This window comes from Halalkaliarchaeum desulfuricum (assembly GCF_002952775.1).
Classification (GTDB): domain Archaea; phylum Halobacteriota; class Halobacteria; order Halobacteriales; family Haloferacaceae; genus Halalkaliarchaeum; species Halalkaliarchaeum desulfuricum.
Map to the genome: position 1 here is coordinate 1,572,835 of NZ_CP025066.1, position 19,343 is coordinate 1,592,177.

At 65.8% G+C, this 19,343-nt stretch carries 16 protein-coding genes; 7 read left to right on the top strand and 9 right to left on the bottom strand.

Translation table 11 applies throughout. The features are described from left to right. Nucleotides 1-54 precede the first annotated feature (54 nt). The 3 genes from AArcSl_RS07740 (at nucleotide 55) to AArcSl_RS07750 (ending at nucleotide 4,364) form a co-directional block, all read left to right on the top strand. Complete coding sequence (locus AArcSl_RS07740) at nucleotides 55-2,010, top strand: ATPase, T2SS/T4P/T4SS family (RefSeq protein ID WP_119817301.1); 1,956 nt, start codon at nucleotides 55-57, stop codon at nucleotides 2,008-2,010. Continuing rightward, nucleotides 2,007-3,758 (top strand): type II secretion system protein, encoded by a 1,752-nt coding sequence (locus tag AArcSl_RS07745; RefSeq protein ID WP_119817304.1) that lies wholly within the window; start codon nucleotides 2,007-2,009, stop codon nucleotides 3,756-3,758. The genes AArcSl_RS07740 and AArcSl_RS07745 overlap by 4 nt, the downstream gene beginning before the upstream one ends. Before the next feature lie 66 nt (nucleotides 3,759-3,824). After that, nucleotides 3,825-4,364, top strand: a complete 540-nt coding sequence (locus AArcSl_RS07750; protein WP_119817307.1) for an HIT family protein — start codon at nucleotides 3,825-3,827, stop codon at nucleotides 4,362-4,364. 251 nt (nucleotides 4,365-4,615) lie between these two features. On the opposite strand, the gene AArcSl_RS07755 is transcribed toward AArcSl_RS07750, so the two are convergent. The 6 genes from AArcSl_RS07755 to AArcSl_RS07780 all read right to left on the bottom strand — a co-directional run bounded on the left by AArcSl_RS07755 (nucleotide 4,616) and on the right by AArcSl_RS07780 (nucleotide 10,634). Then, nucleotides 4,616-4,933, bottom strand: coding sequence for an RPA12/RPB9/RPC11 RNA polymerase family protein (locus AArcSl_RS07755; protein ID WP_119817311.1), 318 nt, complete (start codon nucleotides 4,931-4,933; stop codon nucleotides 4,616-4,618). Between the two features lie 385 nt (nucleotides 4,934-5,318). Further along, nucleotides 5,319-6,551, bottom strand: coding sequence for an MBL fold metallo-hydrolase (locus AArcSl_RS07760; protein WP_119817314.1), 1,233 nt, complete (start codon nucleotides 6,549-6,551; stop codon nucleotides 5,319-5,321). A 132-nt stretch (nucleotides 6,552-6,683) separates the two neighbouring features. Further along, nucleotides 6,684-7,193, bottom strand: a complete 510-nt coding sequence (locus AArcSl_RS07765; protein ID WP_119817317.1) for a hypothetical protein — start codon at nucleotides 7,191-7,193, stop codon at nucleotides 6,684-6,686. A 3-nt stretch (nucleotides 7,194-7,196) separates the two neighbouring features. Beyond that, nucleotides 7,197-7,742 carry a DUF7342 family protein gene (locus AArcSl_RS07770; protein WP_119817320.1) on the bottom strand — a complete coding sequence of 182 codons (546 nt, stop codon included), beginning with the start codon at nucleotides 7,740-7,742 and terminating at the stop codon, nucleotides 7,197-7,199. 259 nt (nucleotides 7,743-8,001) lie between these two features. Further along, entirely contained in the window at nucleotides 8,002-8,865 is an 864-nt protein-coding gene (locus AArcSl_RS07775; protein WP_119817322.1) for a 2-oxoacid:ferredoxin oxidoreductase subunit beta, read from the bottom strand. After that, entirely contained in the window at nucleotides 8,862-10,634 is a 1,773-nt protein-coding gene (locus tag AArcSl_RS07780) for a 2-oxoacid:acceptor oxidoreductase subunit alpha (protein WP_119817325.1), read from the bottom strand. Before AArcSl_RS07780 ends, AArcSl_RS07775 begins: the two co-directional genes overlap by 4 nt. 348 nt (nucleotides 10,635-10,982) lie before the next feature. On the opposite strand from AArcSl_RS07780, the gene AArcSl_RS07785 reads away from it, so the two are divergent. Together AArcSl_RS07785 and AArcSl_RS07790 are read left to right on the top strand one after the other, a co-directional pair. After that, complete coding sequence (locus AArcSl_RS07785) at nucleotides 10,983-11,624, top strand: FAD-dependent oxidoreductase (protein WP_119817328.1); 642 nt, start codon at nucleotides 10,983-10,985, stop codon at nucleotides 11,622-11,624. Between the two features lie 105 nt (nucleotides 11,625-11,729). After that, complete coding sequence (locus tag AArcSl_RS07790; protein WP_119817331.1) at nucleotides 11,730-13,433, top strand: acyl-CoA mutase large subunit family protein; 1,704 nt, start codon at nucleotides 11,730-11,732, stop codon at nucleotides 13,431-13,433. Nucleotides 13,434-13,447: 14 nt separating this feature from the next. On the opposite strand, the gene AArcSl_RS07795 is transcribed toward AArcSl_RS07790, so the two are convergent. The 3 genes from AArcSl_RS07795 to AArcSl_RS07805 form a co-directional block, all read right to left on the bottom strand. Then, on the bottom strand, nucleotides 13,448-15,034 hold the full coding sequence (locus AArcSl_RS07795; RefSeq protein WP_119817334.1) for a stage II sporulation protein M: 1,587 nt from the start codon (nucleotides 15,032-15,034) through the stop codon (nucleotides 13,448-13,450). Between the two features lie 33 nt (nucleotides 15,035-15,067). Then, nucleotides 15,068-15,715: a DUF6517 family protein gene (locus AArcSl_RS07800; RefSeq protein WP_119817337.1), complete on the bottom strand. Its 648-nt coding sequence runs from the start codon at nucleotides 15,713-15,715 to the stop codon at nucleotides 15,068-15,070. A gap of 102 nt (nucleotides 15,716-15,817) precedes the next feature. Continuing rightward, nucleotides 15,818-17,248 (bottom strand): MATE family efflux transporter, encoded by a 1,431-nt coding sequence (locus AArcSl_RS07805; RefSeq protein ID WP_119817340.1) that lies wholly within the window; start codon nucleotides 17,246-17,248, stop codon nucleotides 15,818-15,820. A 91-nt stretch (nucleotides 17,249-17,339) separates the two neighbouring features. Here AArcSl_RS07805 and AArcSl_RS07810 point away from each other — a divergent pair, with 91 nt between their 5' ends. Together AArcSl_RS07810 and ilvA are read left to right on the top strand one after the other, a co-directional pair. Continuing rightward, nucleotides 17,340-17,756, top strand: a complete 417-nt coding sequence (locus AArcSl_RS07810; protein WP_119817343.1) for a gamma-glutamylcyclotransferase family protein — start codon at nucleotides 17,340-17,342, stop codon at nucleotides 17,754-17,756. 315 nt (nucleotides 17,757-18,071) lie between these two features. Next, nucleotides 18,072-19,283, top strand: coding sequence for a threonine ammonia-lyase (gene ilvA / locus AArcSl_RS07815; protein WP_119817345.1), 1,212 nt, complete (start codon nucleotides 18,072-18,074; stop codon nucleotides 19,281-19,283). The last annotated feature ends 60 nt before the right edge of the window (nucleotides 19,284-19,343 follow it).

Genomic DNA, 19,343 nt, shown 5'->3' on the forward strand with positions numbered 1-19,343 from the left:
CCCGAGAAGTCGTCCCGAACCGACGTTTAAATACGAATACGAGCCAGCCGACGTATGTCGCTGTTCGGTCGGCTCTCCGGGAACCGTGACGACTGTGACTCCCAGGGCTGTCGCTGTGAAGCCACGTTCCGAGAGCCGAGTGGAACCGGCCTCCGCGGGCGTTCGGAACTCCACCTCGACGCCACCGAGTGTACCGGCGACGGCGACCTCCAGCGGTCCCCGGCGTGCCGAGCCCGGGTCGTTCGGGCGCTCGCTCGACGGGACGCCGATGTCGTCGTCACCCACGCCCGCGGGAGAACGCGACGATATCGTCCCGGCGCGAACGCGCTGTTGCTCGCTGCGGGCCGGTTTCACGAACGCGTCAGTCACCACGACGATCGGCTCGCCGGACTGGCCGCGACCGACCCACTCGACGCCGTCAGGGAGGCGACCGGGCGGGCCGGACCGGCAAGCCGGATCGCGGCCGAATCCGGACTCGCGGAGATCGCAGCCGGAATCAACGGCTACGAGGAGGCGCTCCCGTCGGCTAACGGACTGTCGATTGCGCGGGCCAGAATCGCCGACAGGGTGCCAACGGGTGCGACGCTCCGGGATCGATTCGAACTCGAAACCGGCGCCGTCGTCCGGACGTACGATCGACCGGACACACCACCCCTGTACCGTCTCACGCCGCCGTCGTTGCGGCTCGATCCGGCACACGCCGAAACGCTGGTTGCGGCACGCGATCGGTTCCGGCAGTCGGCCGGGAAAAACGGCAGTCCCTCGGCCGACGGCGCGGTGGCCGCAGAGATCGACGCGGCGGAACACCGGACCGACGGGGACGGCGTCTCGACCGTTCCCGCCGAACGGCTCGCCGCGATCCTCCGGAAGCACACCCGCGGCAACGGCGTGTTCGAGGACCTGTTTGCGGATCCGGACGTGACCGACGCGTTCGTCTCCGCTCCCGTCGAGGAGAACCCGGTTCGGCTCCTCCGGGACGGCCAGCGGTTCCTCACGAACGTCTGGTTCCCGCCGACCGCGGCTGCCACGTTCGCGTCGAGACTCCGTCGAGAGAGCGGCCGCGGCTTCTCCCGGGCGGATCCCACGCTGGATGCGAGCACGGAGATCGGCGGCGATCCGGTCCGGGTCGCCGCGACGACGGCACCAGTCACAGACGGGCTGGCGTTCGCGCTTCGGCGCCGGGACCGGACGCCGTGGACGCTCCCGCGGTTGATACACGCCGGGACGCTCCCGCCGCGGGCGGCAGGGCTGTTGTCGGTGGCGGTCCAGCGCGGCGCGGCGCTGCTCGTCGCCGGCGGTCGTGGCTGCGGAAAAACGACGCTTCTGGGGGCGCTACTGTGGGAACTCTCCCCCGGAGTTCGGACGCTCGTCGTCGAGGACACGCCCGAACTGCCCGTGGATCGGCTCCAGTCGGCCGGCCGAGACGTGCAACGACTCCACGCCGACCAGGGCGGCACCGCGAACGAACGGGGAACGTCCCGAGAGAGCGGCGGTGGGGTCTCCCCGACCGAGGCGGTTCGGACCGCGCTCCGGCTCGGCGACGGGGCGCTCGTGGTCGGCGAGGTCCGGGGGACCGAGGCGGCAGCCCTGTACGAGGCGATGCGCGTGGGGGCCCAGCGGGAGGCGGTCCTGGGAACGATCCACGGCGACGGCGCCGACGGAGTTCGCGAGCGGGTCGTCGCCGACCTGGGTGTCCCGGCGTCCGCGTTTGCGGCCACCGACGCCGTCGTCACGCTCGACGGCAGATATCGTCTCTCCGCCCTCGAGGAAATCCGTGGAGACGGCGACGACGTCCGGAGCGTCTCGCTTTTCGAGGGTTCAGACGCCGGCTCGACGACCGGCGTCTGCGATCGAGGGAACAGCCACCTGCTGTCCTCGCTCGCCCGGTCGGAGGAGACGTACACGGACGTCTGGAACGCAGTCGAGCGCCGATCAGATCGGCTCGAACGCCTCGCGGAGACCGACCGCCATCGCCCGTCCGACCTCGACTCCGGGAGGTTCGCTCCGTGAGCCCGCGCGACAGCAGCCGACAGAGGACCGACGAGGAAAACGCACCCCTCCGGTGTGCGCTTTGGTTCCTCGAGAGCGATCTCGCCCCCGAAACGGTCGTTCGGGCGGGATATCTCGCCGGAGTGCTGGTCGGCCTGGGAGCCGGCGCGGCGACAGTCAGGTTCTTCGGGATTCTGCCGGGAGTCCTGGTCGGGACGACGGCGGGGCTACTGGTGTCGACGACCGTCGAGTACGTTCCCCGGTGGCTCGCGCGAGTCCGCCGGACGAGATCCCTCGGGGACGCGACCGCGCTGGTCGGCCTGCTGGTGCTCCGAGTCCGGCTGGATCCGTCGCTGGAACGGGCTGTCCGGTTTGCGATCCGAACCGACGAGGGACGACTCTTTCGTGCCCTGGATGCACACGTCCGTCGCGCTCGTGGGGGGCCCGAGTCGGGGCTCGCAGCGTTCGCGGCGGACTGGCGACCCTACTTCCCCGCGCTCGACCGGGCGGCCGCCCAACTCGCCAGTGCGACCACCGTGCCCGCAGGGCGCCGCGAGCGTGCACTCGACCGGGCGATGGACGCGGTCGTCGACGGAACCAGGGAGGAGATGGCGGCGTACGCCAGCGGAATTCGGAGTCCCGTAACCGGAATTTACGCGTTCGGCGTCCTGCTTCCGTTGGCACTCGTGGGGGTGCTCCCGGCCGCGCCGGCGGCGGGCGTCCCGGTGTCGCTGCCGGCCGTCGCCCTCGCGTACCTCGTCGTGCTCCCGATCGGCCTGCTGGCCGCAGGGGCGTGGCTCCTGGCGCGTCGGCCGGTCGCGTTTCCACCGCCGCCGGTGACGAGCGCGCACCCGGACGCATCCGGGACGGTTCCCCGGACGATCGCCGTCGCCGGGGGGTGTGCGGCGGCGGCGTGGCTCTGTGCCGGTCTCGTCGCGCCCGACTGGACGCGAGCGATCACAGCGGTCGGCGTCGGTGCCGGGGGTGGGCTCCTATCGTGGTTCCGCCCGGTCGAAGCGGTCCGGAGACGGGTTCGCGAGGTCGAGGAGGGTCTGCCGGACGCGCTAGTCCGGATCGGACAGCGAGTCGCCGAGGGCGACGCCGTCGAGACGGCACTCGAGCGCGCGGCAGCGGACGCCACCGGTCCGACCGGCGACGTGCTCGAGGACGCAGTCGCGTACGGACAGACGTTCCGCGTCGACGTCCGGACGGCGTTTCTGGCGAGGGACGGTGCACTCGCGACGGTTCCCAGCCCCAGATTTCGGCGGGCCGCGGGATTGCTGGGCGTGGCCGCCCGGATCGGCCGCCCCGCAGGGGACGTCATCCTGGATCTGGCGACCCACCTCGAGGAGCTCGACCGGATCGAAACCGAGGCCCGGGGACGGCTCTCGGACGTGACCGGAACCCTCTCGAACACGGCGACGGTGTTCGGACCGCTCGTCGGGGGCGCGACGGTCGCGCTCTCCGATCGGATCCGGGCGGTCGACGCCGCAGCCGGAGGGTCAGGGTCATTCGCCGGGACGGGGACAGTCGGCGGAGGTTCCAAACAGGAGGGGACAGCCGCGACGGAGGCCGCGTTCGCGACCGGCGATCTCGGGCTCGTGATCGGCGCGTACGTGCTCGTTTTGGCTGCCCTGCTCACTGCACTCGCGACCGGAATCGAACGTGGACTCGACCCCGCAAGCATCGGCTACCGGGTCGGACGCGCGCTGCCGATCGCGTCTGCGGTGTACGTCGGGTCGTTTCTCGCCGCCGCGGCGGTGCTTTGAGTGGCATGCAGGTCGGCGACGAACCGCCCTCCAAACGCCCAAGAGCCCGCCCACCGAAGCGACGGTATGGATCAGCTGTTCGCCCCGTGGCGGATCGAGTGGATCGAACGCGAGGAGGAGCCCATCGAGGGCTGTCCGTTCTGCGTCCTTCCCGACCGGGATGCAGACCGAGAGTCACGCATCGTCGCCCGCAGCGAGCACGCGTTCGTGCTACTCAACAACTACCCATACAATCCGGGACACGTGATGGTCATCCCGTACGCCCACGAGGGGGAGTACGGCGAGCTCTCGGAGGCAATCATGCTGGATCACGCCCAATTAAAGGCGGCGACGTTTGAAGCGATGCGACGGTCGTTCGATCCAGCCGGCTTCAACGCCGGGATGAACCTCGGCGGCGACGCCGCAGGGGGCTCGATCGACGATCACGTCCACACCCACGTCGTGCCGCGCTGGCGCGGCGACACCAACTACATGGCCGTGATCGGGGACACGACGGTGATCGTCGAAGGGCTGGCGGAGACGTACGACCGGCTGCACGAGGCGTTCGCCGAGCTGGATGGAGCCACGGCGACGGATCTGGACGACGCTGTCGAAGTTTCCTTTTAAGTTATCGGCAGGGGGCAAATGAGTAATCAGTGATAGATCTCAGCGGCCGTGCTGAAGAACGAGGATGGATGAAGCGATGGCCCACCGATAACAGCTCCTTCTATTCGCAGTCGCGACCGTCTCCAGGTCACACTATTCGTCTTCAGTGTAGCGCAGAACCGCCAGACAGTATTGCGTATCGGTGTTCAGTATGGGAGGGAGAGGAGGGGAGCCTGTGCGTAGTTCGGGAATGAGGTTCGCGAGCGGCGTCATCAGGTCTCGCGCCATTTGTGGCCACACTCGACGCAGGTGAACAGTCGAACCTCGTAGGATCCGCCCGGCTTCGGCATCATCTCGTAGTAGGCTCGGTCGCTGTCGCAGTCATCCGCTGGACAATGTTCCTGCATCGTCTCAGTAGAGCCTTTCGTCGCGTCGGCCACGGCGGGTGCCCCGTCGTTTCGCTGTCCCTCCCGGGTTGCCATCGCCGCTTCCGCTTGCGAGTCCCGCGGCTCCTCGTTGTCACAGGAGCGACACACCCACGTGTCGCCCTCCGTGTGCATCATTGAACCGCACTCGTCGCAGAATTGCATTATGAATGGAACTACGTACTTGACGGATATAGGTTTTTGATTCGACGACGTTACCCCTGTAGAATTCTTTAGAGAGTAATCTGTTTCAATGGTCGCGCTGAATATTGCGCGTTAGAACGCGTCGATGTGCGTAGATATGCGTAGATATGGATAGCTCTGCGTAGAGATGTCAAACTAGGATAAATATATTTACCATTTCACTAAATCTGGGTCGTCCTACAGTGAACGGGGAAGCCTTCCAAAAAGCGCTCGGACGTTGCGGTTTCCGGAGTCTCACTCACTACTGCCCAAATTCCGCAGAAAGACCCCCTATATTCCAATTGCGCTCCCTATTCAGCACGCCGGTTGTGTCAACTGCTTTTGATTTCGACGAGAAGGAAGGTCTCTAACCCCGCCAAACGTCCCCGATCGCCGGCGCGCTCGCGTCGTAGCCGTCCGCCGACAGGTCCTCGGCGAACTGCTCACACCGGTCGCCATGGTTCACGAGCACGGTGGCGTCCCGGTATGAGTCGAGAAACGACAGCAATCCCGACCTATCCGCATGCGCCGAGAAGTCGTACCCCTCGACCTGGGCGGCGACGGGCATCACCCGCCCGTCGATCTCAGCGGATCCGGTCTCGAGGAGTTCGCGTCCGGGAGTTCCCGCGACCTGGTAGCCGGTCATCGTGATCTTGTTCACCGGATTGGACCGGATCTCCGGGATGTAGGACATCGCCGGCCCGCCCGAGAGCATCCCGCTCGTGGTGATAATCGCCGCCTTCTGTTCGGTAATGCGTTTCCGCTGGCCGTCGCGACCGGTGACGAACCGGGCGTGTGATTTCGCTCGCCTGAGCGCCTCGGGGTCGCGGAGGAATTCGGGATGCCGGCGGAACATCTCGGTCACCTGCGTACCCATCCCGTCGACGTAACACGGGATGTCGTGAGCATCACAGATCAGCATCATCTCCTGTGTCCGTCCGATGGCAAACGCCGGGACGATCACGGTCCCGCCTTCCCACAGTGTGGTCTTGACGCTCTCGGCGAACCGCGATTCGACGGTCTCTCGATCCTCGTGTTCGACGTCCGAATAGGTGCTCTCGCAGATGACGACGTCGGCGTCGGGGCGAGCAGTGGTTCCAGCGACGAGCCGCTGGTCGTCGGTGTGGAAGTCGCCGGTGTACAGCAGTCGGGTGTCGCCATCGTCGACCAGGACGTGGGCGCTGCCGGGGATGTGGCCGGCGTTAAAAAAGGTGACCCGGTGGCCGGCGGCCTCGAACGGCTCCCCGTAGCCGTGCGTTCGCGAAACCTCCGTCACCCGTTTGACGTCGGTTTCAGTGAAGGGACACTGTAAGGTCCCCCCGTGGAGCTTCAGCGTGTCACGGGCCAGCGTGAGGGCGAGTTCCGACGTCGGCGGCGTCCAGTGAATGGGCGGCCGGTTTTTCCCCGAGAGGAGCGCCGGAATGGCACCGACGTGATCGAGGTGGCCGTGGGAGACGACGACGGCGTCCGGGTCGGGCGTCTCGACGGGGCGCTGGAGCGGGTTGTCAGCGAGCAGTCCGAAATCCAGAAGAAGCGTGTCGTTCACGAGGATGGCGCTCCGACCGACCTCGCGAGCGCCGCCGAGAAATCGCAGATCCATTAGCGATACGTAGTCATTCAGGCTGTTTGACAGCGTCGATCGACCGGAGTTCGGTAGCGGGACGACAACCTGGAAAGCGTCTCCGTGGAGAGCGGTCACGCAGGGAGCGAGTCGATCGGTTGTGTGAGTCTATCACACGTCCCGAGGCGGCCACTGAGGGAGGCGGGGTCGATTGTACTCCCACGTAACCAGTTCGAGGATCGACGGGACGAGCGAGAGACGCTGCTCGAGGACGTTCACCGGATGGATATCGTGAAACACGGCCGGTTTCCGAGCGAGTGTCTCGTCTCGATACTCCAGTTGGAAGTGGCACCTCCCGAGGTCGAGATGTGTTTCGTCCTGATGCCACCCGAACGAGTAGTTCCGTTCCCCATCGATCCACTGAATCTCGTACTGATCGTACTCGGTGTCCTCCGGGAATTCGAACTCGACGCGGAGTTCGACTGTCTCCGATGGATACGGCCGCCCCAAAAGGATCTCGGGCTCGATCGTGGCACAGACCTCGTGTCGCCGGATCGAACTTGGCGCGTACCGGACATCGTAACACCCACCCTGGTTTCGCAGCCACGTTCGGATCTCACCGTGGGCGGTGTGCTGGTCGAGGAGACTCCGGTGGGCGAGAAAGATGAAAAGCGGCGCCATCGATCAGGGTGCCATCTCACTCGGCTGGGGGCCAGAGTCGGGATCGGTGACGCGTTCGAGGTCGTCGTACAGAGAGAGCGCGTGGGCGATGAGACGTTTCGTCTCCCGGGAGCGCTCCCAGCGACGGATGACCGCATTTCGCTCGCGAATTTCGTCGCTCGACAGACCCGTGTCCGTCACGGACTCGTTCAGCGCGCTCAGGGAGTCCACGTCGTAGGCATCCTGCCACGTTTCAATCTGCTCTTGGATCGCCGCGATCTCGTTTCGTAGTTCGTCCTTCGTGTGATCGGCGACGAGTTCTTCCACGCGATCCAGATAGCGCCGCCGATAGTTCGGCCCGTACCGGTACCGTGTCTCGCTTCCGCTGTCGTCTTCGACGCGTTTGATCTGCCCGTATTCGACGAGTCGCTCGAGTTCGTCTTTCGTCGTGTCCCACGACGCGACGTCGGCTTCCGTTTTAATCCAGTTGACCGACCGGGGTCGGGTCAGCGAGAGCGCAATTTTCCGTACGCGCTCCCTGGTACTGAGTCCATCAGTCCACGAGTCCATGTTGTGCCACCTATGTCGAGTTACGAGAATAGCTCTCTTATAATTTGGTATTGTTCAAAATAGAATTACTCTTTTAAGTACTCTACCCCCGGCTGTCACAGGAGTCTGGATCGTGAACAGTCGTGAGCGCCCCCAGCGAAGTGAGCGGTTGACCGCCGGAACGGAGCTTCGCCCCACAAAGTCGACTTTTTGATCGAGCTTTTTCAACGAGTGGTGCGCGACCGACGGGAGCGCACCCGAGGCAGAAAAAGGTCGTTGTTTAGTAAAACTCCCGAACCAGATCCATCGCGTCCTCGGGGGCGCCGTCGGGGATTTCGGTCATCGGCTCGTCGAGCCCCTTCGACTCCTCGTAGGTCTTCGCGGCGGGATCCCGATAGAGCACGCCCTGGTACTCCCTGGAGCTGTCGAGGATCTTCTGTTTGGCCGCGTCCCTGTCGGTCGGCTCGTGATCGGTGTCCGCGACGTCGACCAGGTTGTCGCGGAAGTAGTCGTAGGTGTCGACGTCGTTGAACGTGACACACGGCGAGAACACGTTGACGAAACCGAAGCCGTCGTGTTCGATCGCTTCCTGGACGATTTCGGCGTGCCGCATCGCGTCCGAGGAAAACGACTGCGCGATGAACGTCCCGCCGGCCGCAAGCGCCAGCGCCAGCGGATTCACCGGCGACTGCTGGGGGCCCTCCGGCGTCGTCGACGTCTCGAAGTCGGCACGCGAGGTCGGCGACGCCTGACCCTTCGTGAGCCCGTAGATCCGGTTGTCCATCACGACGTAGGTCATGTCGACGTTCCGGCGAACGTTGTGGATGAAATGACCCACCCCGATCGAGTAGCCGTCGCCGTCGCCGCCGGCGACCATCACCTCGAGGTCGGGGTTGGCGATCTTCACGCCCGCCCCGACCGGCAGCGCCCGACCGTGGACGCCGTGAAGCGAGTAACTGTGCATGTAGGTTCCGATCTTGCCCGAACAGCCGATTCCGGCGACGACGAACGTGTTGTCCGGGTCGTTCCCGGTGTTCGCCAGCGCCTTCATCATGCCGTTCATCGTCCCGAAGTCACCGCAGCCGGGACACCAGGTGGGTTGTTTGTCTGACTTGAAGTCGGTGAATCGAACGTCTGAACTCATTGTGACACCTCCGATTTCTCCGCAGGTTCCCCGAGCACGTCTTGGATCATCTCCGCGAGTTCGTCCGCCTTGAACTGGACGCCGTCGTACTTGTTGATCCGTTCGACGCGTTCGAGTACGTCGTGTTCGACCAGGTTCGCGAACTGCCCGCGCTCGTTGCATTCGACGACGATCGTCGTCTCTGCCGCCTCGACCGCCTCGGAGAGGTCCGGCCGGGGGAAGATGTACGGCACCGAGATGACCCGCGCCTCGATTCCCTCTTCCTCCAGGAACGACAGCGCCTCGACGAGGGCACCCTCCGTCGATCCCCACGTGATCACGAGGGTATCGGCGTCGGGGTCGCCGAATTCCCGATAGTTGAACGCCTCGCGCTCGATCGCTGTCTCGACCTTGCGGTTGCGCTTTTCGACCTGCTTTTTCCGCATCTCGGTGTCCTCGGTGCGGCGGCCCAGTTCGTCGTGTTCGAGGCCCGTGGACATGTGTGCGCCGCCGTCGGTACCCGGGAACGCCCGCGGACTGATCCCGTCGTCGGTGATCTCGTGTGGTTTGAACTTCCCGTCGGGGGTTTTGTGGTCGGCGATCGTCTCCTCGTCCACGACGAACCCGCGGTCGATCTCCACTTCGTCCATGTCGAACGCCTCCGGCGGGTACGTCTGTTCGGTCACCGCAAGCGAGAGGTCTCCAGCCAGATAGACCGGGAGCTGGTACTTCTCGGCGAGGTTGAACGCCTCGACGGTCTTCCAGAAACACTCCGAAACCGTCGTGGGTGCGAGGACGAACCGCGGCACCTCGCCGTGACCGCCGTACAGCATCATGTTCAGGTCGCCCTGCTCCTGTTTCGTCGGCATCCCCGTCGAGGGACCCGACCGCATCACGTTGGCGATCACGAGCGGCGTCTCGGAGGTGGCCACCAGGCCGAACGTCTCGGCCATCAGGTCGATTCCCGGCCCCGAGGTCGCCGTCATCGATCTGGCGCCCGCGCGGGCGGCTCCCAGCGCCAGGTTGATCGCCGCCAGTTCGTCCTCCGCCTGCACCACGTGCCCGCCGTACTTCTCGATTCGACCGGTGAGATACTCCATCACGGCCGTCGCGGGCGTGATCGGGTAGCCGGCGTAAAACCGGCAGCCGGCCGCCAGCGCGCCCATGCCGATCGCCTCGTCGCCGTTGAGGAGGACGTAGTCGGCGTCGGTCGTCTCCAGCTCGTAGTCGAACTCGTGATCGAACTCCTCTCCGACGTAGTCCCGCCCGAGCCGGGCGGCCTGTTCGTTGTTCTCGACGATCGACGTCCCCTTGTCGCCGAACCGCTTTTGCAGCGCCGAGTCGAGGTTCTCGATCGGGAACCCGCTCACCTCGCAGGCGGCCCCCAGGGCGACGACGTTGCGCATGATCGCGCCGCCGGCCTCTTCGGCCAGTTCGTTGAGCGGCACGTCGAGGCCGACGACTCCCTCGGGGAGATCCAGACCCTGCATCGTTGTCCGGGAGCCGTCGTAGATGACCACGGAGCCGTCGTGCAGTTCATCGCGGTTCTCCTCGACGGTCCGGGGAGTCAACGCGATGAGAACGTCGAGCCTGTCGACGACGCTTTGCACCTGATCGACGGACGTCCGGATCTTGTACGCCGTGTATCCGCCCCGGATACGCGACGCGAAGTCCTTGGACGTGAAGACGTGTCGACCGGCCCGGGAGAGCGCCTGTGCGAAGATCTTCCCGGTCGAGTCGATGCCATCGCCGGCTTCCCCGCCGATGGCCCAGTTGAAGTCCGCGGGCATACAAATCGGGGGTTCCCCCGGAGTGATCAAAAGCCTTCTGACTGGGATGAGGCCGGAGAGGTTTACAAACATCCAATTTATAGAGTATATCTCCCTTTTTCGCGTATAAAAACCATTATAAATGCGGTTTTGAGTTGCGTTTGTAAACTCATTTCCGAGAGTCCCGCGTGTTCGAACGCCGAGCGGGCCGACACAGAAGGGAACTGTGAACTGCTCGCGGAGCTCCGCTCTGGATTCGGGACGGCTCGCGTATTCCCACCCGGGACGCGGGACGGATCGCGTATTCCCACCCGGGACGCGGGACGGCTCGCGGAAGGAATAACCGTGTGGTGAAACACAGTCACATCCATGGACGCGACAGTCGAAGTAGTCGAAACCGAGGACGTCGGCACGAACACCGTCGCCGTGACGATCTCGACGCCCGAGGAGTTCACGGCGGAGCCGGGACAGTTCGTGCGGCTCGCGGCGACGATCGACGGCGAGGAGTACGCCAGGTTCTACACGTTGTCCTCGCCGTCCGTGACGGATACCTTCGAGGTGACTGTCGGTATCGATCCCGAGGAGAGCGGTCCGTTCAGCGAGTTCCTCGCGACGCTGGAACCCGGAACGACCCTCGAGATGTCCGGCCCCTTCGGCGATCAGTACTACGAGGGGGAGTCGCGCGCCGTGGTGCTCGCCGGCGGACCGGGGGTGGGGCCGGCCGTCGCGATCGCCGAGCGCGCGCTTTCGGCGGGCAATGAGGCGGCTGTCGTCTACCGATACGAGGGGTCGCCGGCTCACGGGACGCGGCTCGCCCGACTCCGCGAACGGGGGGCGACGGTTCGGGTCACCGACGCGCCGCTTGACACCCCCGTCGCCGAGGTCCTCACCGGGACGGAGGGAGAACAACTGTTCGTCTTCGGCTTCGACTCCTTTGTCGATCTCGCAACGCAGGCGGTCGAATCCTCCGGCGGGAGCCTCGACGGCGCGAAAGTCGAGAACTTCGGGTGATCGTCGCCTGCGAGGGCGACCACGACGCCGACGGCGACGACGGCCACGGTGACGGCGATGGCGATCGGCGAATCCTTAATGGACGATCGGGGTGAACTGGAGGGTATGTTCGACGACGAGGAACTCGAGGAGATCCGCCGGGCGCGCGAGGAGTGGGAGGCGGAAACGCTCGAACCGGCAATAGAGCGACACGGCGAACGGACCGATCGGTTCGCCACCGTGTCGAACCTCGAGGTCGATCGGCTGTACACCCCGGAGGACGTCTCCGGTCTCGACTACGGGGAGGACCTGGGCTTTCCCGGCGAGGAACCGTACACCCGCGGGGTGTATCCGACGATGTACCGCGGACGGACCTGGACGATGCGACAGTTCGCCGGCTTCGGCACCGCAGAGGAGACCAACGAGCGGTTCCATTATCTCATCGAGAACGGCCAGACTGGGCTGTCGACGGCGTTCGACATGCCGTCGCTGATGGGGATCGACTCCGACGACCCGATGGCCGACGGCGAGGTGGGAAAGGAGGGGGTCGCCGTCGACACCCTCCGGGACATGGAGATCCTCTTCGAGGGAATCGACGTCGGCGAGGTGTCTACCTCCTTTACGATCAACCCCAGCGCGGCGGTGATCTACGCGATGTACATCGCGATCGCGGATCAGCAGGGCGTCCCCCGCGAGGAGCTGCGGGGGACCCTGCAAAACGACATGCTCAAGGAGTTCATCGCCCAGAAGGAGTGGGTGATGCCCCCGGAGCCGTCGCTGGATCTCGTGACCGACGTGATCGAGTTTTCCGCCGAGAAAACCCCGAAGTTCAACCCGATCTCGATTTCGGGATACCACATCCGTGAGGCGGGATCGACCGCCGTCCAGGAGCTGGCGTTCACGCTCGCCGACGGCTTCGCGTACGTCGAAGACGGGATCGACCGCGGCCTCGACGTCGACGAGTTCGCCCCACAGCTGTCCTTCTTTTTCAACTCCCACAACTCCATCTTCGAAGAGGTCGCGAAGTTCCGCGCCGCCCGCCGGATCTACGCCCGGGTGATGGACGAGTGGTACGACGCCGAGGACCCGGCCTCGAAGCGCCTGAAGTTCCACACCCAGACGGCCGGCCAATCGCTGACCGCCCAGCAGCCGCTGAACAACGTCGTTCGGGTGACCATCCAGGCGCTCGCGGGCGTACTCGGCGGCACCCAGTCGCTGCACACCAACTCCTACGACGAGGCGCTCGCCCTGCCCAGCGAGCAGTCGGTCCGGGTGGCGCTGCGGACCCAGCAGATCATCGCCGAGGAGTCCGGCGCCGCCGACATCGTCGATCCCCTGGGCGGCTCGTACGCGGTCGAAGCGCTCACCGACGAAGTGGAGGGGAAGGCGATGGCGTACATCGAGGAGATCCGCGAGATGGGCGACGGCTCCGTACGCGACGGGGTCCTTTCGGGGATCGAGCAGGGATACTTCCACCGGGAGATCCAGGACGCCGCCTACGAGTACCAGGAGCGTGTCGAGGCCGGCGAGGAAACCGTCGTGGGTGTCAACGCCTACGAGCTCGAGGAAGACACACGCCCGGAGATCCTGGAGGTAGACGAGACGGTGCAAAGGCGCCAGCGTGACCGGCTCGAGTCGGTCAAACGGGAGCGCGACGAGGAGGCGGTCGAGGCGGCGCTTTCAGAACTCGAGGAAGTCGTTGCCGCCGGCGAGAACGCGATGCCCGCGATCGTCGACGCGGTGAAGGCGTACGCCACGATGGGCGAGATCATGCACGTGTTCGAACAGCAGCACGGCAGCTACCAGGAGACCGCCGGCGTGGCGTACTGACGATCGTTGTGGGATCACACCAGTAACCGAAGGTACGGGCTCACGAACGCTTCGATCACCGCCGCAACCAGGATCAGGATCGCGATGCCGACCAGCACCCAGTAGGCGCGCCGGATCCCGTCGGCGAGGTCCGTCCGATCGGCGCGTCCAACGACTCCCCGGAACGCGATGAGCCCGAGCCACAGCCCGAGCGCGCCGGCGATCAGGATCGCCGGGATCTCGACGATCCCGTGGGGTGTGACGAACGCGAGAAGTTCCAGGAGGTCGACTTCGAGGCGGGCGATCGCGCCGAACGCGAGGCCGTTAAAGAGGATCGACACCGCCGCCGGCACCGCAAACGCGAGCCCCCCAGTGGCGGTGAGCACCGCGACCGTCCAGTTGTTCGCCGCGAAGTCGAAAAAGAGGCCGATCGGGTTCGTCCCGACGAGCCGCCCGTCGATCGACGTCTCGACGATCCCGACGAGTCCGCCGCCGATCACGACCCAGCCGACCGCGATCCCGGCGGCGAACAGGCCGACGATGGTCGCGTGCAGCCCCGGCGTCTCCCGGACGAACGCGAACAGTTCCCGCCAACCGCGGGCGAAGCCGTCCCGAGCACGGACGCGCAGCGGGCGACGCTCGCGGAGGTCCGGCGCCGGCGCAGACAGCTCCTCGCCCCGCGAGGCGGCGTAGAGGCTCACTTTCGCCGTCTCGAGGAGCGGCGCCGCCACCACCAGCCCGAGCAGGGCGACGACGCTTCCGGCACCCAGAAGCGAAAAGAAGCCTCCGACGATGGCGAGCCCGACGACGACTGAAAGTCCCAGCACCACGTAGGCCACGACCGCGAGCGGTTCGCGGACGAGAAACGCGAGTCCGCCTTTCAATCCCGCGAAAAACCCGCGACCGTCGACGACGATCGCCGGGCCGACGAACGCCAAAAGCAGCTGCACCAGGAGGATCCCGGCGACCGTCGCGAGGACCGCAAGGATCCCGAGCCCGACGCCCGCGGCTCCGCCGGCGCCCAGAGCAGTCGTCAACAGTCCGACCCCGACGATCACGACGGCTGCGAGCGCGACGAGCTCGACGACCAGGAGTGCGAGGAACGAAAGCCAGTCGCGGAGGAACGTCTCCACGCCGGCACGGGAGCCGTCAGCGCCCCGAAGCGCGCCGTAAACGCCGCCGAGACGGCCCGCAGACACCACCGCGTTGAGCCCAACCGAGACAATTCCGGTGAGAATCAGCCCGAGGACCACGATCGAAACGGCAGCCGGATCCGCGAGCGGTTCGAAGACTGCAGCCAGCTCCTCGGGCGTGGTGCCGAGCAACTCCTCGAGTTCCTGTTCGGGCGGTTGTCCCACGGATTCGGGATCCCCGAACGGATCCTGCGCCTCCGCGACGGCCGGATCGTCGATCGGGATCGGACCGATCTCGAGGGCACGCTCGCGGAACGTCGCGAGCCCGCTCCGGGTCCACAACACCCCAGCCGCCAGCGCGAACGCGAGCAGGCTAATCACGCGACTCACGGCGGGGACGCCGGCACCGACGAGATACCACGGGAGAACGTCGTGCGGGCGATACACGAGCGTTCGGACGGCGTCGCGAACGCGGGAACCGATACGCATTATCGCCGGCTTCGTTCCGGGGTGTGGAGAATCTTATGTATCGTGTTCGATCGCTTCCATCATCGTCAACACGTGGTCCTCTTCACCCGGAAGCTGCTGGGGATAGCCACCGACGGCGATCACGAGGTCGTCACCGCTTTCGACCGGGCTACTCACGTGGAGGTAGATGTCGATCTCTTCTCCACCTTCCATGCGGATCTCGCCGGCGAACTTCGTCTGGGTTGTGTCGGTTCCCAGAATCGTCACCGGCGCCTCGTGTTCCACCTCGAGATCGCCGATGTCGGCGTACTGGTCTTGAATCATCTCTGCGAGTTCCTCGTTCGAGAGGTCGTCGACGGGGTTGAACGTCCGGCCGAGAACCTCCACTTTCGGGGTCGAAAGCGCCGTGAAGATGGCGGCGCGGAGCTCGCCGAGCGGCCCCAGCTCGATCGCCTTTTCGTACTCGGCGGTCCGGTTCGTCACCTGTACGGTCTGGGACTGTCCGGCCGCCTCGAACGTTCGCTCGATCACCTGTTCGCCGAATTCGTCGAGTTCGTATCCCGCGTCCCGGGCCACCGACTCGGGGACCTGGGCGAGCGCGGCCTCGAAGGTGACCGGCTCGTCGTTCAGTACGCTCGTACAGCCTGCCGTCGTCGTCGCCAGAGCGATCCCGGCACCGGCGATGAGTTCGCGTCGTCGCATGTGGAAGTATCGAGGAACTGCGGGAACTTGAACCGTAGAGACGGTCCGGTCGACTTTCCCCTAATTAAGCCGGATTAACGACGATGGGCCGGCCGACGTCGATCAGTCGACGTCGGGATCGCCGACCGTACCCCCCTCGACCGCGCCGGACCCCTCGTCGTCGCTGCGTTCGTCCATCAGCCTGGCGGCGCGGTCCGCCCAGCCGGAGTAGCCGAAGCCGCACGCCACCACGAGCGCCATCCAGACGTACGCCAGGAAGACGCCGACGTACGCGCCCACCGCCCCGTAGCCGAGCGTCGACCCGAGCAGCCACGACACCCCGAGGAAGAAGACGAACATGCCGCTGAGCCGCGCGACGAACGGGATCCGCGTCTCGCTTGCCCCCTGTAGCGAACCCGACAGCGAGGAAAACGACACGAGCGCGACCGCAGAGAGCCCGTACACCTGCGCGAAGGCCGCACCGTAGGCAAGCGCCGCCGGATCCTCCCGCCCGAACAGCTCAACGACGACCGGATGTGTGACGACCGGCTCGGCGAAGACCGCAAGCAGGATTCCGATCGTCCCGACCGTGACGATCCCGAGGCCGGCAACCGCCCAGCCGTTGAACCGCGCCTCGGCGGGGTTACCCGCCCCCAGCTCCTGGCCGACCAGCACGCTCGCGGCGACGTTGTACCCCCGCGAGAGCGGCCCCGTCACCTGCTGGTACACCCGGCGACCGATCTGGAAGCCCGCGTTGACGACCTCACCGAATCCCAAAAGGAGAGCGTTGAACGGGAACTCCGCGAGCTCGGAGCCGAACCCCTCCGCCATCCGCGGGGCGCCGACCTGGAGCAACTGTTTTGCGAGCGTGAGATCGCGGGGGCGGGCGAAGTTCGCGGGGGTCCAGGTGGTGTAGATCGCGGCACACAGAAGCGCGGCCGTGACGACGTTGGCGGTGGCGGTTGCGATCCCGACCCCGACGACCTCCAGGCGGGGAAAGCCGAACAGGCCGAGTCCGAGAACGATCGAGCCGGCGATGTTCAGCGAGTTTGCGAACACGTTGACGTACATCGGCGTCTGCGTGTCGCCAGTCCCCTGCAGCGCACGGGCCCCAACCAGCGCGACGTGGCGGGCTGGCGCGGTCGCGAAGATGATCGCGAGATACACCGCTCCCAGCGCCACCACCCGATCGCTCGCGCCGAAGATCCGGATCGCAAACTCCCCGAGGAAGTAGCCGAACGCGACGAACGGGACGCCGGCGAACAGCCCCAAAAGCAACGCCTGCGTCACCACCTCGTCGCGGCGGCCGGTGGCGCCGGCGCCGGTGTCCTGTGAGGAGAGCGCGATCGCACCGCTTCCCAGCCCTAGCCCGATCCGCAACGGGAACCGGGCGTACAGGTCCGCCAGGCCGATCGCGACGACCGCCGCCGGCGAGAACAGCGCCGTGACGATCACGTCGGTCGTCCGCATCGCCGTCCGGAACGTCTGTTCGGCCATCACGGGCCAGGCGAGCGCGAACACCCGACGCCAGACGCGCCGCAGACGCGAGAGCATCTACAGTCACGCTGGGACGGCGCCGGTTTGACGCTACCGGACGCGGCCCGACGCGCCGGATTTTTCCCGAACCGCTCCGGAGATGAGGTGAATGGACGTCTTCGTATACGGGACGCTCACGGCGCCGGACCGCGTCGGGGAGCTGCTCGACTCGTACGTCTTCGTCGGGGCGGCGACGCTTTACGGGCTCCACGCGGTGGAGGGACGGTACCCGACGCTCGCTCCGGGTGGACGGGTCGCCGGTCGGCTGCTCCGCACCGACGAAATCGACCGACTCGACCGATACGAGGGAGTCGATCGGGGACTCTACGTCCGGGTTTCGGTCCCGATCGAGGACGACAACGTCGACGACAACGTGGACGAAGCCGCCGTCTACGTCGGCGATCCGGATCGGCTCGGTGCCGACGTCACCTGGCCGGGGTCCGGTCAGTTCCGCGACCGGGTCGAAGCGTACGTCGAAACCGAGAACGTCCGTATCGTCCGCACCCGCCCGAACGACGGCAGGTGAGACACCCCGAGAGGGATGTCAATACCCCAACGGTTGTGTGGGGATCGTTCACGATGACGTTCGGCAGACACCCGTCATACGTCGAGATATCGCCCTTCAGTCGTGCGGTTTCACTTTCACCCTGCCTGCCACACCTTTATATACTCCCGGGTGCATTTCACACTTGCACGTCACACGCGTGCAAACTCAGTTCCCCCACCCTTTCGTTTCGATCACAGACCGATTAGCCTCCGCTTTCGTCGCTCTCATCTCGGCTGTCGACCCCGTGATCGCCCCCATCGAAAACCATTAGCGTCCGCCGTCGCTGTGGTTCGTATGCTCACCCTCGAGGACGTTCTCGCAGCCGACGACCGAATCCGTGACGTCGTCCGGTGGACGCCGCTCGAGCGCTCCCACAGTTTCTCCGAAGAGACGGGTGCGGACGTGGCGCTGAAACTGGAGAACTTCCAGCGCACCGGCGCGTTCAAGATCCGTGGGGCGTTGAACCGGATCGAAACCCTTGACGACGAGCGGAAGCGGGCGGGCGTGATCACCGCCAGTGCGGGAAACCACGCGCAGGGAGTAGCGCTGGCGGCGACCCGCGCCGGCGTCGACTCCACGATCGTGATGCCGGAGTTCGCGCCGATATCGAAGGTGAAAGCGACCCGCCGGTACGGCGGGACGGTGATCCTCCACGGCGAAGACTACGACGCGGCGCAGGCGCACGCACGTGAACTCGCAAAAGCGGAGGACAGGACGTACGTCCACGCGTTCGACGACGAAGAGGTGATGGCCGGCCAGGGGACGATCGGCCTCGAGATCGTCGAAGACTGTCCGGAGGTCGACACCGTCGTCGTCCCGATCGGGGGTGGCGGGCTGATCGCGGGGATCGCGACCGCCGTGACCGAACAGCTCGAGGACGTTCGAGTGATCGGCGTACAGGCGGAGGGCGCCTCCTCGGCGAGGGAGTCGCTCGAACGCGGGGAGATATACGAGCGCGACCAGGTCGACACAATCGCCGACGGGATCGCGACCCGGCGAATCGGGGACAAGCCGTTCGCCGTCATGAAGGAACGCGTCGACGAGGTGGCCACCGTCACGGACCGGGAGATCGCGCTCGCGTTGACCCTGCTTTTAGAGCGGACGAAAGCGCTCGTGGAGGGGGCGGGGGCGGTGTCGCTTGCGGCGGTGCTTGCAGAGGCGTTCGACTACGAGGACGGCGAGACGATCGTTCCGGCGCTGTGTGGCGGTAACATCAACCTGAACCAGCTCACGACGGTGGTGATGCGGGGACTGGTTCAGCTGGGTCGGTATCTGAAGATCCGAACCGTGCTGAAGGATCGCCCCGGCGCGCTGCAGTCGCTGGTGGACGTCATCGCCGACAGTGGGGCGAACATCTACGCCATCCACCACGATCGGACCTCCCGGAAGGCGGCGGTCAACGCCGCGGAGGTGGAACTGGAGATCGAAACCCACGACACCGAACACGCCGAGGAGCTGATCGCAAAGCTCCGCGGGAAGGGGTATGCCGTGGACGTACTCGACTGACGGTCGCGAGCTCACACAGCGGCGGCGAAAAAGGGAACAACCCCCCGACCGGAACGGACG